Source organism: Shewanella sp. SR44-3 (assembly GCF_014163735.1).
In the GTDB taxonomy this organism is placed as follows: domain Bacteria; phylum Pseudomonadota; class Gammaproteobacteria; order Enterobacterales; family Shewanellaceae; genus Shewanella.
Map to the genome: position 1 here is coordinate 15657 of NZ_JACJDV010000002.1, position 16777 is coordinate 32433.

Here is a 16777-nt window from a genome sequence, read left to right on the forward strand (position 1 = left end):
AATAGCGCAAACAGGGGGTCATTGTTACGTAAAAACGTGCAATTAAACTGTTACGGCCTAGCCTCGCGAATGGCGGCAGATTCTACCACAAAAAATAAAATGAGCCAGTTAACAAAGTCAAAAGTCAGCCAATTTATAGCTGCTATAAAGCAAAAAAGCCTGCAATTGCAGGCTTTTGTTAAAACAGGCGTAAGTTTAGCCCATTTCTAGCGAATAAATGCGCCAGTACTATTAGCCAATTGCATTAGCCAATCACTTTAGCTAGCTGTTCACTTACCGCAGCAACTGACTGAGTGCCATCAAAGGTGTTGTACTGAGTCTTACCTTGCGCAGCTACGTTACCGTAGTACTCAACTAACGGTTTAGTTTGCTCATGGTAAATATCTAAACGCTTACGCACGGTTGATTCTTCATCATCTGGGCGAATCGACAGGTCTTCACCGGTCACATCGTCTTTACCTTCAACTTTAGGTGGATTGAACACCACATGGTACACACGGCCAGAGCCTGAGTGAACGCGGCGACCACTCATGCGCTTAACGATTTCTTCATCTGGCACATCGATTTCAATCACGTGATCTATGTCGATACCGTTAGCCGCCATAGCGTCAGCTTGAGGAATAGTGCGCGGGAAGCCGTCTAACAAGAAGCCTTTAGCACAATCATCTTGAGCGATGCGCTCTTTAACTAAACCGATGATAAGCTCATCAGACACAAGTTGACCTGCATCCATGACTTTCTTCGCTTCTAAGCCTAATGGCGTGCCCGCTTTTACTGCTGCACGTAGCATATCGCCAGTGGAGATTTGGGGTAAGCCATATTGCTGCATAATAAACTGAGCTTGAGTGCCTTTACCGGCACCAGGGGCGCCCAATAGGATAATGCGCATGTCGAAAGTCCTCTTTGGTGTGATGTTCTTTTTAGGGCGGCGATTTTCGCACATTTGCCGTCTTTTTAGAAGGGAAAAAGTACCGAGATTAGACCAACATCTAATCCCGGCTTAAACAAACGTTTAATACAGTAAAGTATAAAGCTTGCGGCGATACTGATTAGCAATGGCGTTGCCTTGGCCTATGGCGGTGAGCATTTCCATAAAGACTTGTTTAACTTGCCCATCTAAGGCGGTTAAGTCTTTTTGCAAAATGGCGAATAACGCCTCTAAGGCTTCTTCGTCACGCTTAGCTTTATGCAGTGCTTTGGCCAGTGCTAACACCGCCTGCATATCGTCAGGTGCGGCTGCCACAGCTTCTTGCAACTGCCTAATTTCTGGGGTGTCGGTGGCATCTAATGCTAGGGTAAACTTTGCCATCAAGCTGTGATAAAAGCTGCCTTGATCAGCAAGGCCAATCACATCTAAGTTGACTTTAGCTTCAGTTAATTGCCCAAGTTGCAACTGCACATCAGCCATTAACAGGGCAATTTCTGCCTGTTTTCCTGAATCTTCATAAGCCTGTTTTAATCGCATTAAGATTGCAGTGAGATCCGCATCCGTTAACTCACCTTGAGCCAACAAGGTTTTGACCTCATCCACATCATCCATCCACTGAGGAGGTAGATGCTTATCTAACAGAGCCAACACTTGCTCTGCGTCTTGTACCCCAGAAAAGCCATCTAATGGACGACCATTTTCCAACAACAAGGTGGTGGGCAATGCCTGAATTTGAAAATAGTTGGCAATTTCCATCTCAGCTTCACAATCCACACTGGCGAGAATAAAACGCCCTTGCTGGCTGTTAGCTATCTGCTCTAAAGTATTCAGCATTTGCACACTTTCAACTTGCTGCTGCGCCCAAAAAGTAAGCATCACCAGCCTGCTGGCAGATTGATCCACCACAGCTTGAATGTTGTCTTTAGTGAGACGAATAATAGATTCCATGGTATTTCCTCAGCCTCAATAGGAGACGGGTATAAACACAAAAGCGGACCTCAGCGTAATCTCTAAGGTCCGCTTACCACAGGCTAACTTATTTAGCGCTGGCTAATAGCATCTGGTTCATCAGTTTGATGAAGGCCGATGGGTCGGCTAGGCTGCCCTTTTCAGACAACTGCGCCTGTTGTAGCAATAAGCTTGCCCAATCAGCAAACAACTGCTCATCGGCTTCATTGTGTAAACGTTCAACCAAAGGATGGCTTGGGTTGATTTCAAAGGTTGGCTTAGTTTCAGGCACAGCTTGACCTGCAGCTTGCATCAACTTAATCATCTGCGTCGACATTTCACCTTCACCGGCAACCACACAAGCTGGGGTATCGGTTAAGCGGGTGGTCACTTTAACGTCAGAGACTCTGTCGCCAAGGGCCGCTTTCATGCGCTCAACTAAGCCTTTCGCCTCTTCGGTGATCTTATCTTTGGCTTCTTTATCAGCCGCATCTTCAAGTTCACCCAACTCTAAGTCGCCGCGGGTCACTGAATGCAGCTTTTTGTCTTTAAATTCAGTTAAATGATTGATTAACCACTCATCAATACGCTCAGACATTAACAAGACTTCGATGCCTTTTTTGCGCAGTAGCTCAAGGTGCGGGCTATTGGCCGCCGCTTCATGGCTGTCAGCAACTATGTAGTAAATCTTATCTTGGCCTTCTTTCATGCGGCCTAAGTAATCTTCTAGAGAAACCGTGGTGGCAGCCGTATTTTCATGGGTCGAGGCGAAACGCAACAAACCTGCAATGCGCTCTTTGTTAGCAAAATCTTCAGCAGGGCCTTCTTTTAACACTTGACCAAACTCACTCCAGAACGCTTGGTACTGCTCTGGCTCATCTTTGGCTAACTTTTCAAGCATGCCCAATACGCGCTTAGTTACGCCGACTCGCATTGCAGTAGTCACTTGATTATCTTGTAAAATCTCACGAGATACGTTTAACGGTAAATCGTTTGAATCAAGCAAACCACGCACAAAACGCAAGTAGTTAGGCATAAACTGCTCGGCTTCATCCATGATGAAGACCCGCTGTACAAACAGCTTTAAACCGTGCTTATGATCACGATTCCACATGTCCCATGGGGCTTTAGCTGGAATATACAAAAGGCTGGTGTATTCTTGCTTACCTTCAACGCGGTTATGTGACCACTTAAGCGCATCGGTGTAATCGTGAGAGATATGCTTATAAAACTCTTGGTATTCCTCGTCGCTAATGTCTGACTTGTTGCGAGTCCACAAGGCGGTGGCCTTATTCATCGGCTTCCACTTGCCTTCAACAGCAGGAATGGTTTCGCCATCTTCGCCTTCTTGTGCGTCTTTGCCCGCTTCAAACATTTCGACGGGTACTGAGATATGATCAGAGTACTTAGTGATGATAGAGCGCAGGCGCCAGTCATCGGCAAACTCTTTCTCTTCATCACGAAGGTGCAACACAATTTCGGTACCGCGAGAATTCTTAGTGATAGTTTCTACATTGAATGAACCTTCACCTTCTGACTCCCACAACACGCCCTCAGCTGCTGCATGGCCAGCGGCGCGAGTACGCACTGTGACTTTTTTGGCCACGATAAAGGCCGAGTAGAAACCCACACCAAATTGACCAATGAGCTGCGAATCTTTGTTAGCTTCACCGGATAGATTGTTAAAGAACTCTTTAGTGCCCGATTTAGCGATAGTGCCTAAATGCTCAATTACGCTGTCACGTGTCATGCCTATGCCATTATCAGCAATGGTCACAGTGCCTTTTTCTTTATCTGTGCTTACACGCACGCGTAGCTCGCCATCACCTTCATATAGGGCATCGTTTGTCAGGGCTAAATAACGCAATTTATCCGCGGCATCTGCGGCGTTTGAAACTAATTCCCTTAGGAAAATTTCTTTGTTTGAATACAGAGAGTGGATCATCAATTGCAGAAGTTGTTTTACTTCAGTTTGAAAGCCATGAGTTTCTTGCTGTGACATGATAGTTCCTCTGATATTAGCTATTAACTATTAGATATTCGGTTTTACCATTACGCTGCCCGCAGGCAGCCTAATAAAATACTTTGATAACCAATAGATGGGGCTTAGGGGAGTGATTTCAAGGGCCGCTGTGTTTTTATGGCTAAATATTGTTCAAACAATCACTTTTAACGCAAAATCCCAGCGAACGCTGGGATTTTTCATTATTTAACAAAGCGATTACTGTTTGCCTTACAAGGCAATACGGCCATTAAATGATAATGCTAAGGTGGTGCTGTCCACATACTCAAGTTCCCCGCCCACAGGAACGCCGTGGGCGATACGGCTAATGATCACCTTGTGACGACGGGCCATATCGGCAATAAAATGCGCGGTGGCATCGCCTTCAACCGTAGGGTTAGTGGCTAAGATAAGCTCGGTCACGTCCTGTGACGCGAGATGCTGCTCCAGTAAACTTAAGCCAAGCTCATCAGGTCCAATACCATCTAAGGGCGATAAATGCCCCAAAAGCACAAAATAGCGACCATTAAAATGCCCGCCCGCTTCTATTGCCAATACATCGGCAGGGGTTTCTACCACACAAATCACCCCAGAAGCACCGCGTTTATGGCTTGCACAAATGGGGCACAAGCTTTGCTCGGTAAAAGTGCGGCAAGACTGGCAATGACCGACCTCTGTCATGGCCGCCTGTAAAGAACTGGCCAATTTAAGGCCGACTTTGCGGTCCCGCTCTAGCAGATTAAATGCCATACGCTGGGCAGATTTAGGGCCAACACCTGGTAAACCTTTCAGGGCTTGGATTAACTCATCGACGAGGGGACTGAATTTCATAACACTCTCTAACCTAACGCTTAATGAATTGATTGACTCCAGAGCGGCACCAAAGTGCATGCACCAATAAAACTCTGGTTCAAACTGAGCTGGGATTATTATCTGTCACGGCTAAGATTGCAAAGGATAGTGTTAACTTAATCTCGCAATAGGCAGTGTCTTTTAACCTATTGCGATGTCTTTCGAACTGAATATACAAATGTACCAAGAAATACTTAAGTGACATTATCATATCGACTAGGTTTAATTTTCCAATCAACCTATGATAATGCAATAGTCTTAGGGAGGTATATATGCAACATGATGGCACGACTCATCACACCCTTAACCACGGCCAAGCGGGCACGGCTAAACTCGCAAATCCTAGCCCTATTAATAGCCATTCAATCAATATGGATTTTAGCCAACGGGTAGTAATAAGGACTCATGAACTTAGCTGGGATAAAAGCCCAGCAAAAGGCGTGTGGCGTAAACGCCTTGCTAGAGAAGATGCTGAACGGGGTCATGCAAGCAGTATTGTGAAATATGATGCTGGTGCCAGTTTCTCACATCACCCACACCCTTTAGGTGAAGAAATCCTCGTATTATCAGGGGTGTTTTCTGATGAAACAGGTGATTATCCCACAGGTAGCTATATCCGTAACCCTGAAGGTTTTAGTCACGCCCCTTTCAGCGAGCAGGGCTGTGAGCTGCTGGTTAAATTGCATCAGTTTCAAGCATCAGACTCCCAGCTTGTGCGCATTGACACGAAAACCGCCCCTTGGTTACCCGGACAAGGGCAGCTTCAAGTCATGCCATTACATCAGCATCTAACCGAGTCCAGCGCGCTGGTCTACTGGCCTGCTGGCTGCAAGTTTCAGCCGCATCGTCATTTTGGTGGTGAAGAAGTCTATGTGATCAGCGGTGAATTTATTGATGAACACGGCCGTTACCCAGCTGGCACTTGGCTTAGAAGCCCTCACCTGAGCCAGCACAATCCCTATGTCGAGCAAGATACCGTTATTTGGGTGAAAACAGGGCATTTGTGATAATCAGCTAAGCCCGTTGTACTAAGGACATGCCTTAAGCGCTTAACCGTTGTGTCGATTAAACCAGATTAATGGTTAAGCGTTTTTGAAAACACATTAATAACCATGACGCCAGCCAAAATAAGTAGCATGCCTAGCATAGCCGCAAGATCGGGGATTTCCTTGAATACCAAGGCACTGACCAATGCAATTAAGACTATGCCCATACCAGCCCAAATGGCATACGCAATACCGACTGGAAGAGTTTTTAGCACTAAAGAAAGAAAATAAAATGCCACTCCATACCCTATTACGCAAATTGTGCTGTATTTGGGTTCGGTGAAACCATTTGATGATTTAAGAGCTAATGTCGCCATCACTTCAGAACCTATGGCTAATGCCAAATACCAGTACCCCATATCCTACCCTATTACCTAATCTTGCATTAAAATGCGTTAATCGAATGATGAAGTTCACCATTCAATCCAGCTATTTTATTAATGTTAAATTTTGCGCGCTGCAGTGTAACCCATTGGCTAAAATCGCACCATATCTTGTTTAACCGTAAGCTCAAGTTCACCTTAGTTAGGGATAATTATCTTTACGGCTAAAATAGCAAAAAATGTGCTAACTTAGCTCAACGCTAAAAACACTAATCAACCCCTAACGTGATGATACTATGGCACTATTAAAACTTATCCGCTGTAAGGTCGCCGCTGAAAAACGTGCAGCCTTTTGTAATTCTCAACAAGCTTGGCAGCCCATAGCGGACTGCAAAGGCTTTATCGCACAGCTTGGTGGCTGGGAAATACCGTCAAATAACCAAGGCTTAGACGATACTCACTTATCTGCTGCAGACTCAGATGCAATTGTATTAGGAATGTGGCGTTCAGAGGCTGACTTAAGCCAATTTATGGCTTTTGAACATGATAAAATTTTTGATATAAATCAGCAGCAAACCAGTTACTTAAGCTGTAAAGTCAGCCGTTTCAATGAAGTCTCAGCAATTCATCAGGCGGAGGTTAATGACAAGACTAGCAGCCCTGCTCTATTACATATCAAGCAGTATAATGGCGTAATAAATATCCATATTTTTCGCGCGATTCTTATGGCTTGGCTATCTGTCGCCACTCAAAAGCAGCGCAAGCCTATCTGCATTCACATCTGGCAACATACTGAGGATACTGATTGCCTATTAATAACCAGCCTGTGGAAAAATCAGCAAGCTTATGAGCAAGATAGACACAGCCCACACCGTATTACCATACAGTCTCGGCTAAATACACAATGCCATTCAACAAAGGACTGTTTGATCAAATTGGAATCTCTTTGGAATATAGCCCCTCAGGAAGTTAATGTATGACCAGAAATACTTGGGCTCGCGAGGCTGTAAAATGAAATAAAGAGAAATTATAACTGTAGATAAAGGCAAGACTATAAATTTAGCGATGGGCACCATTATCTGACGCTAAATTGGTCCTGTAATCTGTGATTATTTTTTCAAAATAACCAAATAGCAATGGATCTGTTTTTCTGCCACATTCACTTCTCATCATTATCATCACCTCCTCATGACTCCGTGATGAATGATAAGGCCTTGTCGTCAACATAGCATCATAACAATCCACGATAGAAATGATCCGAGAGCAAATAGGAATATTATCTCCAGCTAAACCATGTGGGTACCCACTACCATCAAAGGCCTCATGATGGTGCAGGACAATAACACCTATACTTTCAGCTTCTTCATGGAAAATTTTATTGCAAATATTTTGTCCCAGTTCAGCATGAGTCTTCATTATCGTCATTTCAGCAGCGCTCAAACGCTCGGGTTTTAGCAAAATACTGTCTGGGATACCAATTTTTCCGATATCATGCAGTTTTGCCGCTATTTGCAATAGATCAAGCTCTCGTTCACTTAAGCAACACTTTTGTCCCAACTGTAAGCACAAAGTTTCAACTCGACCGCAATGGGCTTGGGTATAAGCATCTCGCTCACTCAACGCCACAACAAGACAACTAGTTGGTGATGCTAATTCCATCATAAAACTCCATTTATCATTCTACAATCTGTTCCATAACTCTAGTGAGTATTGAAGATAATGAAGGTTTATACAAAAAATCAATAAACTCAGATAGCCAACTCAATCTGCGCGCCATTCGGTTTCAGAATTGGGACGGTTTATTAATCTGTGATGATAAAGACCAATGACAGCCAATACCGATTCAAAACCAAGGCTCAGTAGAGACCCAGCTTAATGAAGTAGAAAAAATGATCCGTGGTGAGCCCCACAGACTAGCAAGTTTCGCCGAAGCACTTGCCGTACAGCAAGTGGTAGAAAGTACCCTAGCCCATAAGCCTTTTTAAACACTAACATCAACTGATATCCAAAAGCACTGTGTTCGAAAACTGCTGGGTGTTGGCTGCTTTTGGCATTCCATACTTTAGATTGAAACCCTTGAACTGGATGATTTTTCTCTCATGTTTTATCTCAAGCTACCGATAGAATCTCAAGCTAGTGTTAGAATTAGTGCAGTTAATATCTGCAATTAAAGCACTAAGCTTAAGCCGTTAACGGGCTCACTAATTTGTTAACCTATTTGAAGAATGAGAATACAGCCAACTGTAGGCTCATTAAGGACTGTTACCCTAAGGATGGGCGTTTATGTCGATAAATGATGTTAGATCTGGCTTTGCTGCTATCAGTTCCACCAGTAGTCCCACAAATAGTCCTGCAAAAATGGCCGAGCAATTTAAGGTTAACCCAGCAAAAATCAATCAAGCCTCGGCCCAAGTTCAAGGGCAACACCTTGATCCACAGCATAACGCCCTTCTTACGGCTGAAACCCTAGAACAAATTAGCTTGTCAGCTATTAATAACTTAGGTAGCAATGGTTTAGAGCAAGTTGATAGCCTGTTAAAAAAACAGCTGACGACGCAGTTTTCTATCTCAACCATGTCCTCCGTCGAACTCGATATGCTCAAGTTCAACAGCAAAGCTGAAGACATGGCCATAAGCTATATCACTAAAAATGTTCAACAAGGCTTAGCGAAAGGGAAAAACGCAGCGGCCTTAACCCATATCCTCGACCAATCGGCGCAGAATTATCGCAAAGCCTATAGCAATACCAGCTCGATTTTAGACAAGCTCGGTAAACTTGGTCCAGAACAGCAATCTTTTATCAGTCGCAGTGAGTATCGGGTCGAGCGCGCCATCACAGGCTTTGGTGAATATCAGATGCGTCAGGATAATGCTGAGTCGGATAAAAAAGCCTTTGAACTCACCCTGAAAACTCAAGAAGGTGACACTGTTACTATTCGCTTTTCATCGGCTCAATCTATGGAACAAGACGGCATGTCATATGCTGCAGAGGACAGCAGTGACAATACTTTAGATAGCTTTCAATTGAGCTACGAAGTCGATGGTGACTTATCTGAGAAAGAATATAAGGCGATGCAAACCATTTTTGCCAATGTCGGGGAGTTAGCCGATGACTATTTTAGTGCGGTGGCAAATGAGCAAACCTATATTCCCCAAGGCAGCAATGCGGCACTGTCGACAGACTTACTCGCTGGATTTGATAGTCAGCAACTGGCAGGGGTTGAGCTGTCCATGGCGCTGTGGCAAGACCAAGAAGAAAATGGTGATGATGTTAATTATAGCTATCAGTTTAATCATAGTACTCAAGAGCAACACTTCTCGATGAAGCGCAATCGTTTTATGTTTCATCCTGTCAACTTTGATATCACCACGTCCACCAATGGTGGCAAGGATGCTGCGCAACTGGCACAATATTTACAGGTGATGGACGCAAGTTATAAAGAGGTCAATGGCGGCCTTGCCTCCCACACAGATAAACACCTTGCGGCGTCTATCGATATGTACAAAACCGCGCTCACCAGCATGTTCGACTTAAGCGATAGACATAGTCAAATTCAGCAACAAGCATCAGAAAACTTTACCAATGGCCGTCAATTAGTGGCAGATCTCACCAATAACCTGATATCCACAGATAAGCGCTTTCAAAAAATGTCCACGGGCAAAGGCAATATATTCCAAGAAGGAATGTCTAAGCTTGCTGATTTCAACGCACAATTTAAATCTGGTGATAAAAATCAATATGGTTATTTTGATGTGAGCCAACAGCAAAAAACCACCATGACTGCTGAAGCTGGATTTCAAGGCATGAAACAGCAAAAAAGCTATAACAGTCAAACGCTGTCAGGTTATGGTGCTATTGGCGCTATTGAAACGAAAAAGTCGGAGCACTATGAAGCCAAAGCCGTGATAAATGAAGGCGCTGTCGTTGCCTTAGATCAAACTCGTGATGCAAAGCGCAGCGATAACATCCACACTAAGATTGATTACGGCATCTACGTTCACGAACTCATCGACAGCAAGAATAGCGCCTCAAGCAGCATGCGTTTAATAGAAGATATTTGGACTCAACATACTGAAAATAGCAGTAGCACTAAGACAGATTATAAAATGACTGTCGGTAAAGAGGTTGCGTTACATTCAGTAAAAATACATACCGAGGCAAGTCAAAAGCAGCAGTTAATTGCCGCCTTAGACAAGCTCAGTGACAATGATTTTCTGCGTAAAAAATATGCCCCTAAGCTTGAGCGCGTGAATAATTTTATGCTTAAGGTTTAACCTCTTCGCTATGCATTTATGTCATATGCCGTGTACTGCATGTTGTGTGCTGCATGCTGAAAATACCTAAGCCCTGTTTTCAGCTGGCTCACCGACAAAGGCAATGAATTACAGCCTTGTTAACCCTCTTTTCGCGATGAAATTATCGAACGTTTGAGTAACTCAAACGATGCCTGAATTTGCTCCAGTGGCGAGGCAAAATTCATCCGATAAAAATGCTCATTTGGCTCGCCAAACCAAGTCCCTGGAGTTAATGCCATTTTAGCCTGCTGGATCAGCAAGTATTTTAATTGCACAGGCGTTAATCCTAAGCCTGAAAAATCAAACCACATTTGATTAGTGCCTTCTGGGGCAAAAGTCTTCACCTGTGGAAGCTCGCTTGCCATAAATTTTACAATCCAATTGCGAGTATGTTGGCTGTAAGCTAAAAAACCATCAAACCACTCTTTACCCTGCTGATAGGCGGCAATGGTGGCATAAGTGGTAAAGGCATTGCCGTGATCGAGCGACATAGACGCTGTGGTGGCTTTTATTTTATCCAAAAGCCCTGGGTTATCGCTGTAGATATAGCCATTGGCAATACTGTTTAAGCCGAAGTTTTTAGCAGGCGAGCCAATAATGGTTACGCTATGCTCATAATCTAACGCCGTCATGCTAGTAAATGTTGCGCCCTCAAAAATAATGTCAGCGTGCACTTCATCGCTAATGATCATAGTGTGGTATTTGTTGGCGATAGCAACTAACTGCTTAAGCTCTGCTTTTGTCCACACCCGTCCCACTGGGTTATGTGGGTTACATAGCAGCACCATTTTTACAGCGCCGCTTTTCAGTTTATTTTCAAAATCGTCAAAATCCATCACGTAGCGTTCATGTTCAATCTTAAGGGGATTATTGACCACTTTACGCCCAGCAGACTCAATCAAACGGCGAAATTGATGGTATACCGGCGTTTGAATTAATACCCCATCACCCGCGTCTGTAAACTCACGGATCAATAAGGCTATTGCACTGAGCACGCCCGGTAACTGAACAAAATGCTCGGGGGTTAACTCAAGGCCATGGCGTTCCATATTCCAACGTGAAATAGCATTAAAAACTGATTTTGAATCAAACTCATAAGAATAAGACTGCCTGTCTACTAATTGCTGCATGGCCTGGCTTATGGGCGAGGCAATAGGGAAATCCATATCGGCTATCCAATAAGGTGTCACGTCCTTGGTGCCATAAATTTGATTAAGCATAGGGCTATCGTACTTAATAAACTTGTGGTTAATAGTGCTTTGATTAAGATTATTTGGGTTAAAATTATTCGGATTATGAGTAGCCTGAGACATAAATTTTTCCTTTAGATAAATGAGTTATCCTTAAGACGCCCTTACAGCAAAAAGGACGCAACATTTTTATCTCTTTAGCTAATTAATCCGTTAATCAGTTAATCAGTGCCAGCGAATCCAAAATGCCTTTGCCGCTATGAATACCGCCCTCATTTTCGCTAGCCGGTTTGCTGCGGATAAGATAACCCGCGTAGCCATCCATCTCGGTCACGGGCTTGCCGTCATAAAAGGCGGTAAACAAGCCGATTTCACTCACCAGATGGTTAACCTGTGTTTGTTTGCTGTCTCGCACGGCAATGGTCGGTACCTCACGAATTCGGGGCTCTAAACGCTGCATAAGTGACCATGCCGCATATTCATGGGGGGCAAGTGCAGCCAATTTATGGCTAATATCATCAGCAAAAATACAGTGACCGCCGCCCTCTCCTTGATTTTTTAGCACCCACTGCTGTTGATTAGCTTGGCTGTTAAACCAATGAATCGTCTCAGGGTTAATCGGCTTCATCGGTGCTAATACGCGCTTTACCAACTGGGCTTGTTCAAGGGTTAATCCCCAGCGTGCATAGTCTTCCTCTGGCATTTGAGTCAGTAACATCTGCATGGTTTTACTGGTAGCAAGCTGCTGGCTAAAAGTGGCATTCACCGCCACATGGTGCTGCTCAATAAACAGCCGCGTTTGGCTTAACGTCTGGCAGCAGATGGCTTCTGCTCGCGCCGGCGAATAGTAATCTGCATATTGATAACCCGCTCGCAGGTACACCACATCAATAGCGCCGACGCCCTCTAGCAATAAACGCTTATTGTCACCCGTTGAAAGCTGACTGCTAAGCTGCTCAAAGGTGCGTCTAACTGTACGTAGCCCCCGTTTTTGCAGGGCAAGCTCAAGTAAATGCTGATCAAAGACATTGTCTTCATTTTCTTGCACTACCATCAAAAACGTCGGTTTACGCTGAGTCGTTTCAACTGGCACTGGCATCTCAGAAGAAAATGCCGCCGCGATACTGTTCGCGGCTTGCGCTATAGCCAAAGCAAGTTGCTCAAGGCCTTGATTCTCAGCCGGCATCGAGTGCCTATCTGCTATCCATTCTTGATACACGTCTGGGAATTGCTCACGCATAAAAGCATGAAACTCAGTGGCACGTTGACCAAAGGGTGCCATGCCCGCAGCAATACCATTAAACTCTATGATTTTAGCGCCATACTGTCTGTCATCCATAAAATCGGTGCGCATTAACAATAAGGGTTTACGAGCGGGATTATGTCGATGTTCAGTATCTCCCTGTGCCTGTTGATGTAACGACAATAAGCGCGCAAAAAACGGATCCGCTTTGGCCACCTCAGCCAACGCAGATTGGAGGAAATCATGATCTTCACTGACATTGCTTATCAGCTTAGTGATAAGTGGGGTAACTTTGCGTAAGTGCTCAAACATGCTGCGATCCATGGTCATGGGCGCAATACTAAAAGGGCAATGCCTTGCTGTGTCATCAGCTTGACGAAAAGCCACCCCATGCATAATGGCCCATTCAGTGGCTTCATTAATGATTTGCTGGGAAATCAACGGACGAGATGTACTGCCCATAACAGCTCCAAAAGTAGTGTTGCGTGAAATGAATAAATCAGTGGGTCGATTAACTCATTGGCATCGAACGCCTTTGTTTGACGATTTAGGGGAATAGTCGACTATCCCTTCTTGAGCAAGCTCTAAGTCGCAGCAAGCCATCATTTGCTGGCGAAACTTAACCCGTCCTCGTTGAATTCGACTCTTTGCCCCCGAAAGTGACAATCCTAATAGATTAGCAATCTCTTGCTGCGACACGCCTTCAAGCTCAGCCAATCTCAATGGCACGCCATATTTTTCCGGCAGCTCATCAATCAAGGGGCCTAGGCATTGCGCTAGCTCTTCACGGGCCTGTTGACCAGGCTCTTGTTCCTCAGCCATAAGATCTTCAGGCAAAGGTTCAAACTGCTGCCGCTGGCGGTAAAAATCCATAATGGTGTTGTGAGCAATGCGATACAGCCAAGCTTTGAGGCTGCCTTTAGATGTCAATTGATGCAGGTTGACACTGGCTTTGATGTAAACATCTTGAAGTATGTCATCGACGGCATTTGCATCATCAACGCGTTTGCTAACGTAGCGTCGAAGTTGCGCTTTGTGATTTTGCCATTGGGATATCATATAAATAGGCTCTGTATTCAAGATAAATTTCCGATATAGACCAAGACGCAGCAATCAGTAAAAAGATGCACTATTTGGCAGATTTATTTAATGTGATTTTGATAACGCCACTAATTAGACTCCTCATTAGATATGAGGCGCTAAAATTGGCTGTCTACACAACATTCATCTTGCAAGAAATTAAGTACATTTTCGCGCATCTCATAATTGGCGATGCAATGTAATACGCGACCTTCCCTATGTTGTGAAATCAAGTTTGCCGACACCATACTTGAGATATGGTGCGACAAGGTTGAATTAGGAATGCCAATATTTTCACCTAGCTTGCCCACAGCCACACCGCTAGGCCCCGCTTTCATGACCTGTTTATAAACGGCCAATCGTGTCGGATGACCGAGCTCTTTCAATGCTTTAGCAACTATTTCGATATTCATTAACCACTCCTGCATAAATTTATATTTCGATAATACTAGAAATAACTTGACGATACTATAACGGAAGTCTACATTTCGACTAAACCAGAAATATGGAACCTATATTATGATCAATATTACCCAAACCATGCTCACAGAAACCATAAACATGTTTGTCTTCCTTGCCCTAGAGCTCACTGTATTATTTTTAGTAATAAGTTACTTAGTAGGTATACTGCAGGAATATATCCCGCCATCAAAAATACAAGCTATTTTGAGCGGCAAAAAAGGCAAAGGCTATATCGTCGCGGGATTATTAGGCGCGATCACCCCTTTTTGTTCATGCTCCACTATACCTTTCTTAAAAGGGCTGTTACGGGCCAACGCAGGATTCGGCCCTATGATGGTGTTCTTGCTTGCAAGCCCGCTGCTTAACCCAATTATTATTGGATTATTTGCCGTAACCTTCGGCCTCACAGTCACAGGCTTCTATTTTATTATCGCAATGGGGGTCTCGGTAATCGCAGGTTTTGGCCTTGAAAAGCTTGGCTTTGAGAAATACATCAAGCCAGAAGCCAAATTTAACCAAGCCGCGCCAAGCCCACAAACAGCAGCCACCAGCGCCGAAAAACCAGCGTGCCCAGCCTCATGCAGTACAAAAGTAACACCCGTTAGCAAGTGGCGAAAAATTTGGCTCAGCACTTGGCGCGACTTAAAAAAAGTGCTGCCTTATTTAATCTTAGGTATTGCGCTTGGTTCAATGATTTATGGCTTTATGCCCACTGAATTTGTGGCAAGGGTTGCCAGTGAAAATAACCCTTTTGCCATCCCAATTGCAGCTGTAATTGGCATTCCATTGTATATTCGCGCCGAAGCCGTTATTCCATTAAGCGCCGCATTGGCCGCAAAGGGCATGAGTCTTGGCGCAGTCATCGCCTTAATCATTGGCAGTGCCGGCGCAAGTTTAACAGAAGTGATTTTGCTGAAATCTATCTTCAAAAACCAAATGATAGCCGCGTTCTTATTCGTTATCCTAAGCATGGCAATCGGCGCAGGAACCCTGTATCAACTGATCTTTTAGTTATAACCATACGTCGCAGCTCTTGGTACCAAACCATTATGAGCTGCACGAGCTTGATGCGCTTTATTGCAATATACAACTGAGACTAGACATAAAAGGATAATTAATTAGGAGTGTGTCTATATTTGACAATAATAAGTAATCCAAGCTTTGCCTGAAGTCCACTTAGGATCATTGAGGCAATTTATTGACCTAGTTAAGCTTATTTTACTAAAGCCTTTATTTAGCTTTAAGCTCCATAAAACCACCGCTGGCAACATCTTCTTTAAAGACTAGACCAACAAACTCATCATCTAACAACATAGCTTGATGGTGCCTATTATGAGTGGCGATGCATAAGCTTTCTCCAGGCATTAAGCTACGAAACTGAGTGCTAGGTTTTTGCCATTCAGTCGAGCCCAAAGGTTTTGATTCAGGCAGCGCGATAGGCGCTAGCCCCATGTGGTTACGCAAGTAACAACGTAGACCTGTGCCAGCTTGACCAATTGCAACCCGATATTGAGTTAGCTCAATGCAAATATAACTGATATCAACTTGCATATGTAACCCAGATTTCACCATCCGTTCATTTAAATAGCTCAACATATTAAAAGGTTCGATAAGCGTCGTGCTTAAGCCATTACGGTAAAGTTTAAGCTTTTGATTAACGAAACTTCGTAATAACACACAGCCAAAGGCAGCACTATTATCTTCTGGGTGAAAATGGGCCATGTAGCAAATTAAGTGCTTATCTCCAACCATAGTTGAGTCGATGAAATAGGCACTGATATCATCTCGTTTAAATAAACTGTAATTAATTTCTGCAAGCGGATAATCCACATTCGATGCGGGAAATAGCTGCTGTTGAACACTTTTAGCGGCTAAAGCGCTTTGCTCTAGCAGGTGCAAGTTGTCATTCAGTTCTTGGTAGGATAATTGATTTAAAGGGCCCATTTCGGACTCTAACATAGACTGAAGCGGGCTTTCATCAGATGACTGCCGGTTAGTGGCGTTATTAACGGCATCTTCAATCGCCTGCTCTATGGCTTGCGCGATGATGAATAAATCCGGAATGGGTTTTATAAGGTAGTCACAAGCACCAATACGTAGCGCCTCTACAACATCAGCCATTACGCTGTGACCTGAGATCACTATCGCTGGAATTGAAGGCTGTATCTCAATAAGCTGTTTAAGCATGCTCAGCCCACCTAGACCTGGCATGCTTAAATCTGCAACTACCACATCAATCTGTTTTTTCTCAAACAGCTCAACACCTTGATGACCGCTCGCTGCTTGATAAACAGTGGCTTGTTGTGAGACTAAGAAATCAGTCACTAACTGACGAAAAACTGGATCGTCATCGACTAAAAGAACAGCTACATCAGTTAGTGCCATACAACCTCACGGAGATACTCGG

At 44.1% G+C, this 16777-nt stretch carries 15 protein-coding genes; 4 read left to right on the forward strand and 11 right to left on the reverse strand.

Annotated elements, in window-relative coordinates; translation table 11 throughout:
* Nucleotides 1-244: 244 nt before the first annotated feature.
* From adk to recR, 4 genes are all read right to left on the reverse strand, one after another.
* Complete coding sequence (gene adk / locus H5073_RS01530; RefSeq protein WP_182676363.1) at nt 245-889, reverse strand: adenylate kinase; 645 nt, start codon at nt 887-889, stop codon at nt 245-247.
* A gap of 123 nt (nt 890-1012) precedes the next feature.
* Nucleotides 1013-1876, reverse strand: coding sequence for a tetratricopeptide repeat protein (locus H5073_RS01535; RefSeq protein ID WP_182676364.1), 864 nt, complete (start codon nt 1874-1876; stop codon nt 1013-1015).
* Between the two features lie 88 nt (nt 1877-1964).
* A complete protein-coding gene (gene htpG / locus H5073_RS01540) occupies nt 1965-3878 on the reverse strand; it encodes a molecular chaperone HtpG (protein WP_182676365.1) in 1914 nt (637 codons plus the stop codon).
* Between the two features lie 231 nt (nt 3879-4109).
* Nucleotides 4110-4709: a recombination mediator RecR gene (gene recR, locus H5073_RS01545; protein ID WP_182676366.1), complete on the reverse strand. Its 600-nt coding sequence runs from the start codon at nt 4707-4709 to the stop codon at nt 4110-4112.
* A gap of 392 nt (nt 4710-5101) precedes the next feature.
* Between recR and H5073_RS01550 the strand changes: the two genes are divergently transcribed.
* Nucleotides 5102-5737: a cupin domain-containing protein gene (locus tag H5073_RS01550; RefSeq protein WP_182676544.1), complete on the forward strand. Its 636-nt coding sequence runs from the start codon at nt 5102-5104 to the stop codon at nt 5735-5737.
* Nucleotides 5738-5805: 68 nt separating this feature from the next.
* Here the strand turns inward: H5073_RS01550 and H5073_RS01555 are convergent, their stop codons facing one another.
* Complete coding sequence (locus H5073_RS01555) at nt 5806-6135, reverse strand: multidrug efflux SMR transporter (RefSeq protein WP_182676367.1); 330 nt, start codon at nt 6133-6135, stop codon at nt 5806-5808.
* A 260-nt stretch (nt 6136-6395) separates the two neighbouring features.
* On the opposite strand from H5073_RS01555, the gene H5073_RS01560 reads away from it, so the two are divergent.
* Nucleotides 6396-7079 carry a DUF4937 domain-containing protein gene (locus H5073_RS01560; RefSeq protein WP_182676368.1) on the forward strand — a complete coding sequence of 228 codons (684 nt, stop codon included), beginning with the start codon at nt 6396-6398 and terminating at the stop codon, nt 7077-7079.
* 79 nt (nt 7080-7158) lie between these two features.
* Here H5073_RS01560 and H5073_RS01565 read toward each other — a convergent pair whose 3' ends face one another.
* Nucleotides 7159-7761 carry an HD-GYP domain-containing protein gene (locus H5073_RS01565; RefSeq protein ID WP_182676369.1) on the reverse strand — a complete coding sequence of 201 codons (603 nt, stop codon included), beginning with the start codon at nt 7759-7761 and terminating at the stop codon, nt 7159-7161.
* 621 nt (nt 7762-8382) lie between these two features.
* Between H5073_RS01565 and H5073_RS01570 the strand changes: the two genes are divergently transcribed.
* Complete coding sequence (locus H5073_RS01570; RefSeq protein ID WP_182676370.1) at nt 8383-10374, forward strand: hypothetical protein; 1992 nt, start codon at nt 8383-8385, stop codon at nt 10372-10374.
* 119 nt (nt 10375-10493) lie between these two features.
* Here H5073_RS01570 and H5073_RS01575 read toward each other — a convergent pair whose 3' ends face one another.
* The 4 genes from H5073_RS01575 to H5073_RS01590 all read right to left on the reverse strand — a co-directional run bounded on the left by H5073_RS01575 (nt 10494) and on the right by H5073_RS01590 (nt 14321).
* Nucleotides 10494-11708: a MalY/PatB family protein gene (locus H5073_RS01575; protein WP_182676371.1), complete on the reverse strand. Its 1215-nt coding sequence runs from the start codon at nt 11706-11708 to the stop codon at nt 10494-10496.
* A 94-nt stretch (nt 11709-11802) separates the two neighbouring features.
* Nucleotides 11803-13290, reverse strand: coding sequence for a glutathione synthase (locus tag H5073_RS01580; RefSeq protein WP_182676372.1), 1488 nt, complete (start codon nt 13288-13290; stop codon nt 11803-11805).
* A gap of 54 nt (nt 13291-13344) precedes the next feature.
* Entirely contained in the window at nt 13345-13908 is a 564-nt protein-coding gene (sigZ, locus tag H5073_RS01585; protein WP_259394783.1) for an RNA polymerase sigma factor SigZ, read from the reverse strand.
* 119 nt (nt 13909-14027) lie between these two features.
* Nucleotides 14028-14321 (reverse strand): helix-turn-helix transcriptional regulator, encoded by a 294-nt coding sequence (locus H5073_RS01590; RefSeq protein WP_182676373.1) that lies wholly within the window; start codon nt 14319-14321, stop codon nt 14028-14030.
* A gap of 106 nt (nt 14322-14427) precedes the next feature.
* Here H5073_RS01590 and H5073_RS01595 point away from each other — a divergent pair, with 106 nt between their 5' ends.
* Nucleotides 14428-15381, forward strand: coding sequence for a permease (locus H5073_RS01595; protein WP_182676374.1), 954 nt, complete (start codon nt 14428-14430; stop codon nt 15379-15381).
* Between the two features lie 219 nt (nt 15382-15600).
* Here H5073_RS01595 and H5073_RS01600 read toward each other — a convergent pair whose 3' ends face one another.
* A complete protein-coding gene (locus H5073_RS01600; protein WP_182676375.1) occupies nt 15601-16755 on the reverse strand; it encodes a response regulator in 1155 nt (384 codons plus the stop codon).
* Nucleotides 16756-16777: the final 22 nt, after the last annotated feature.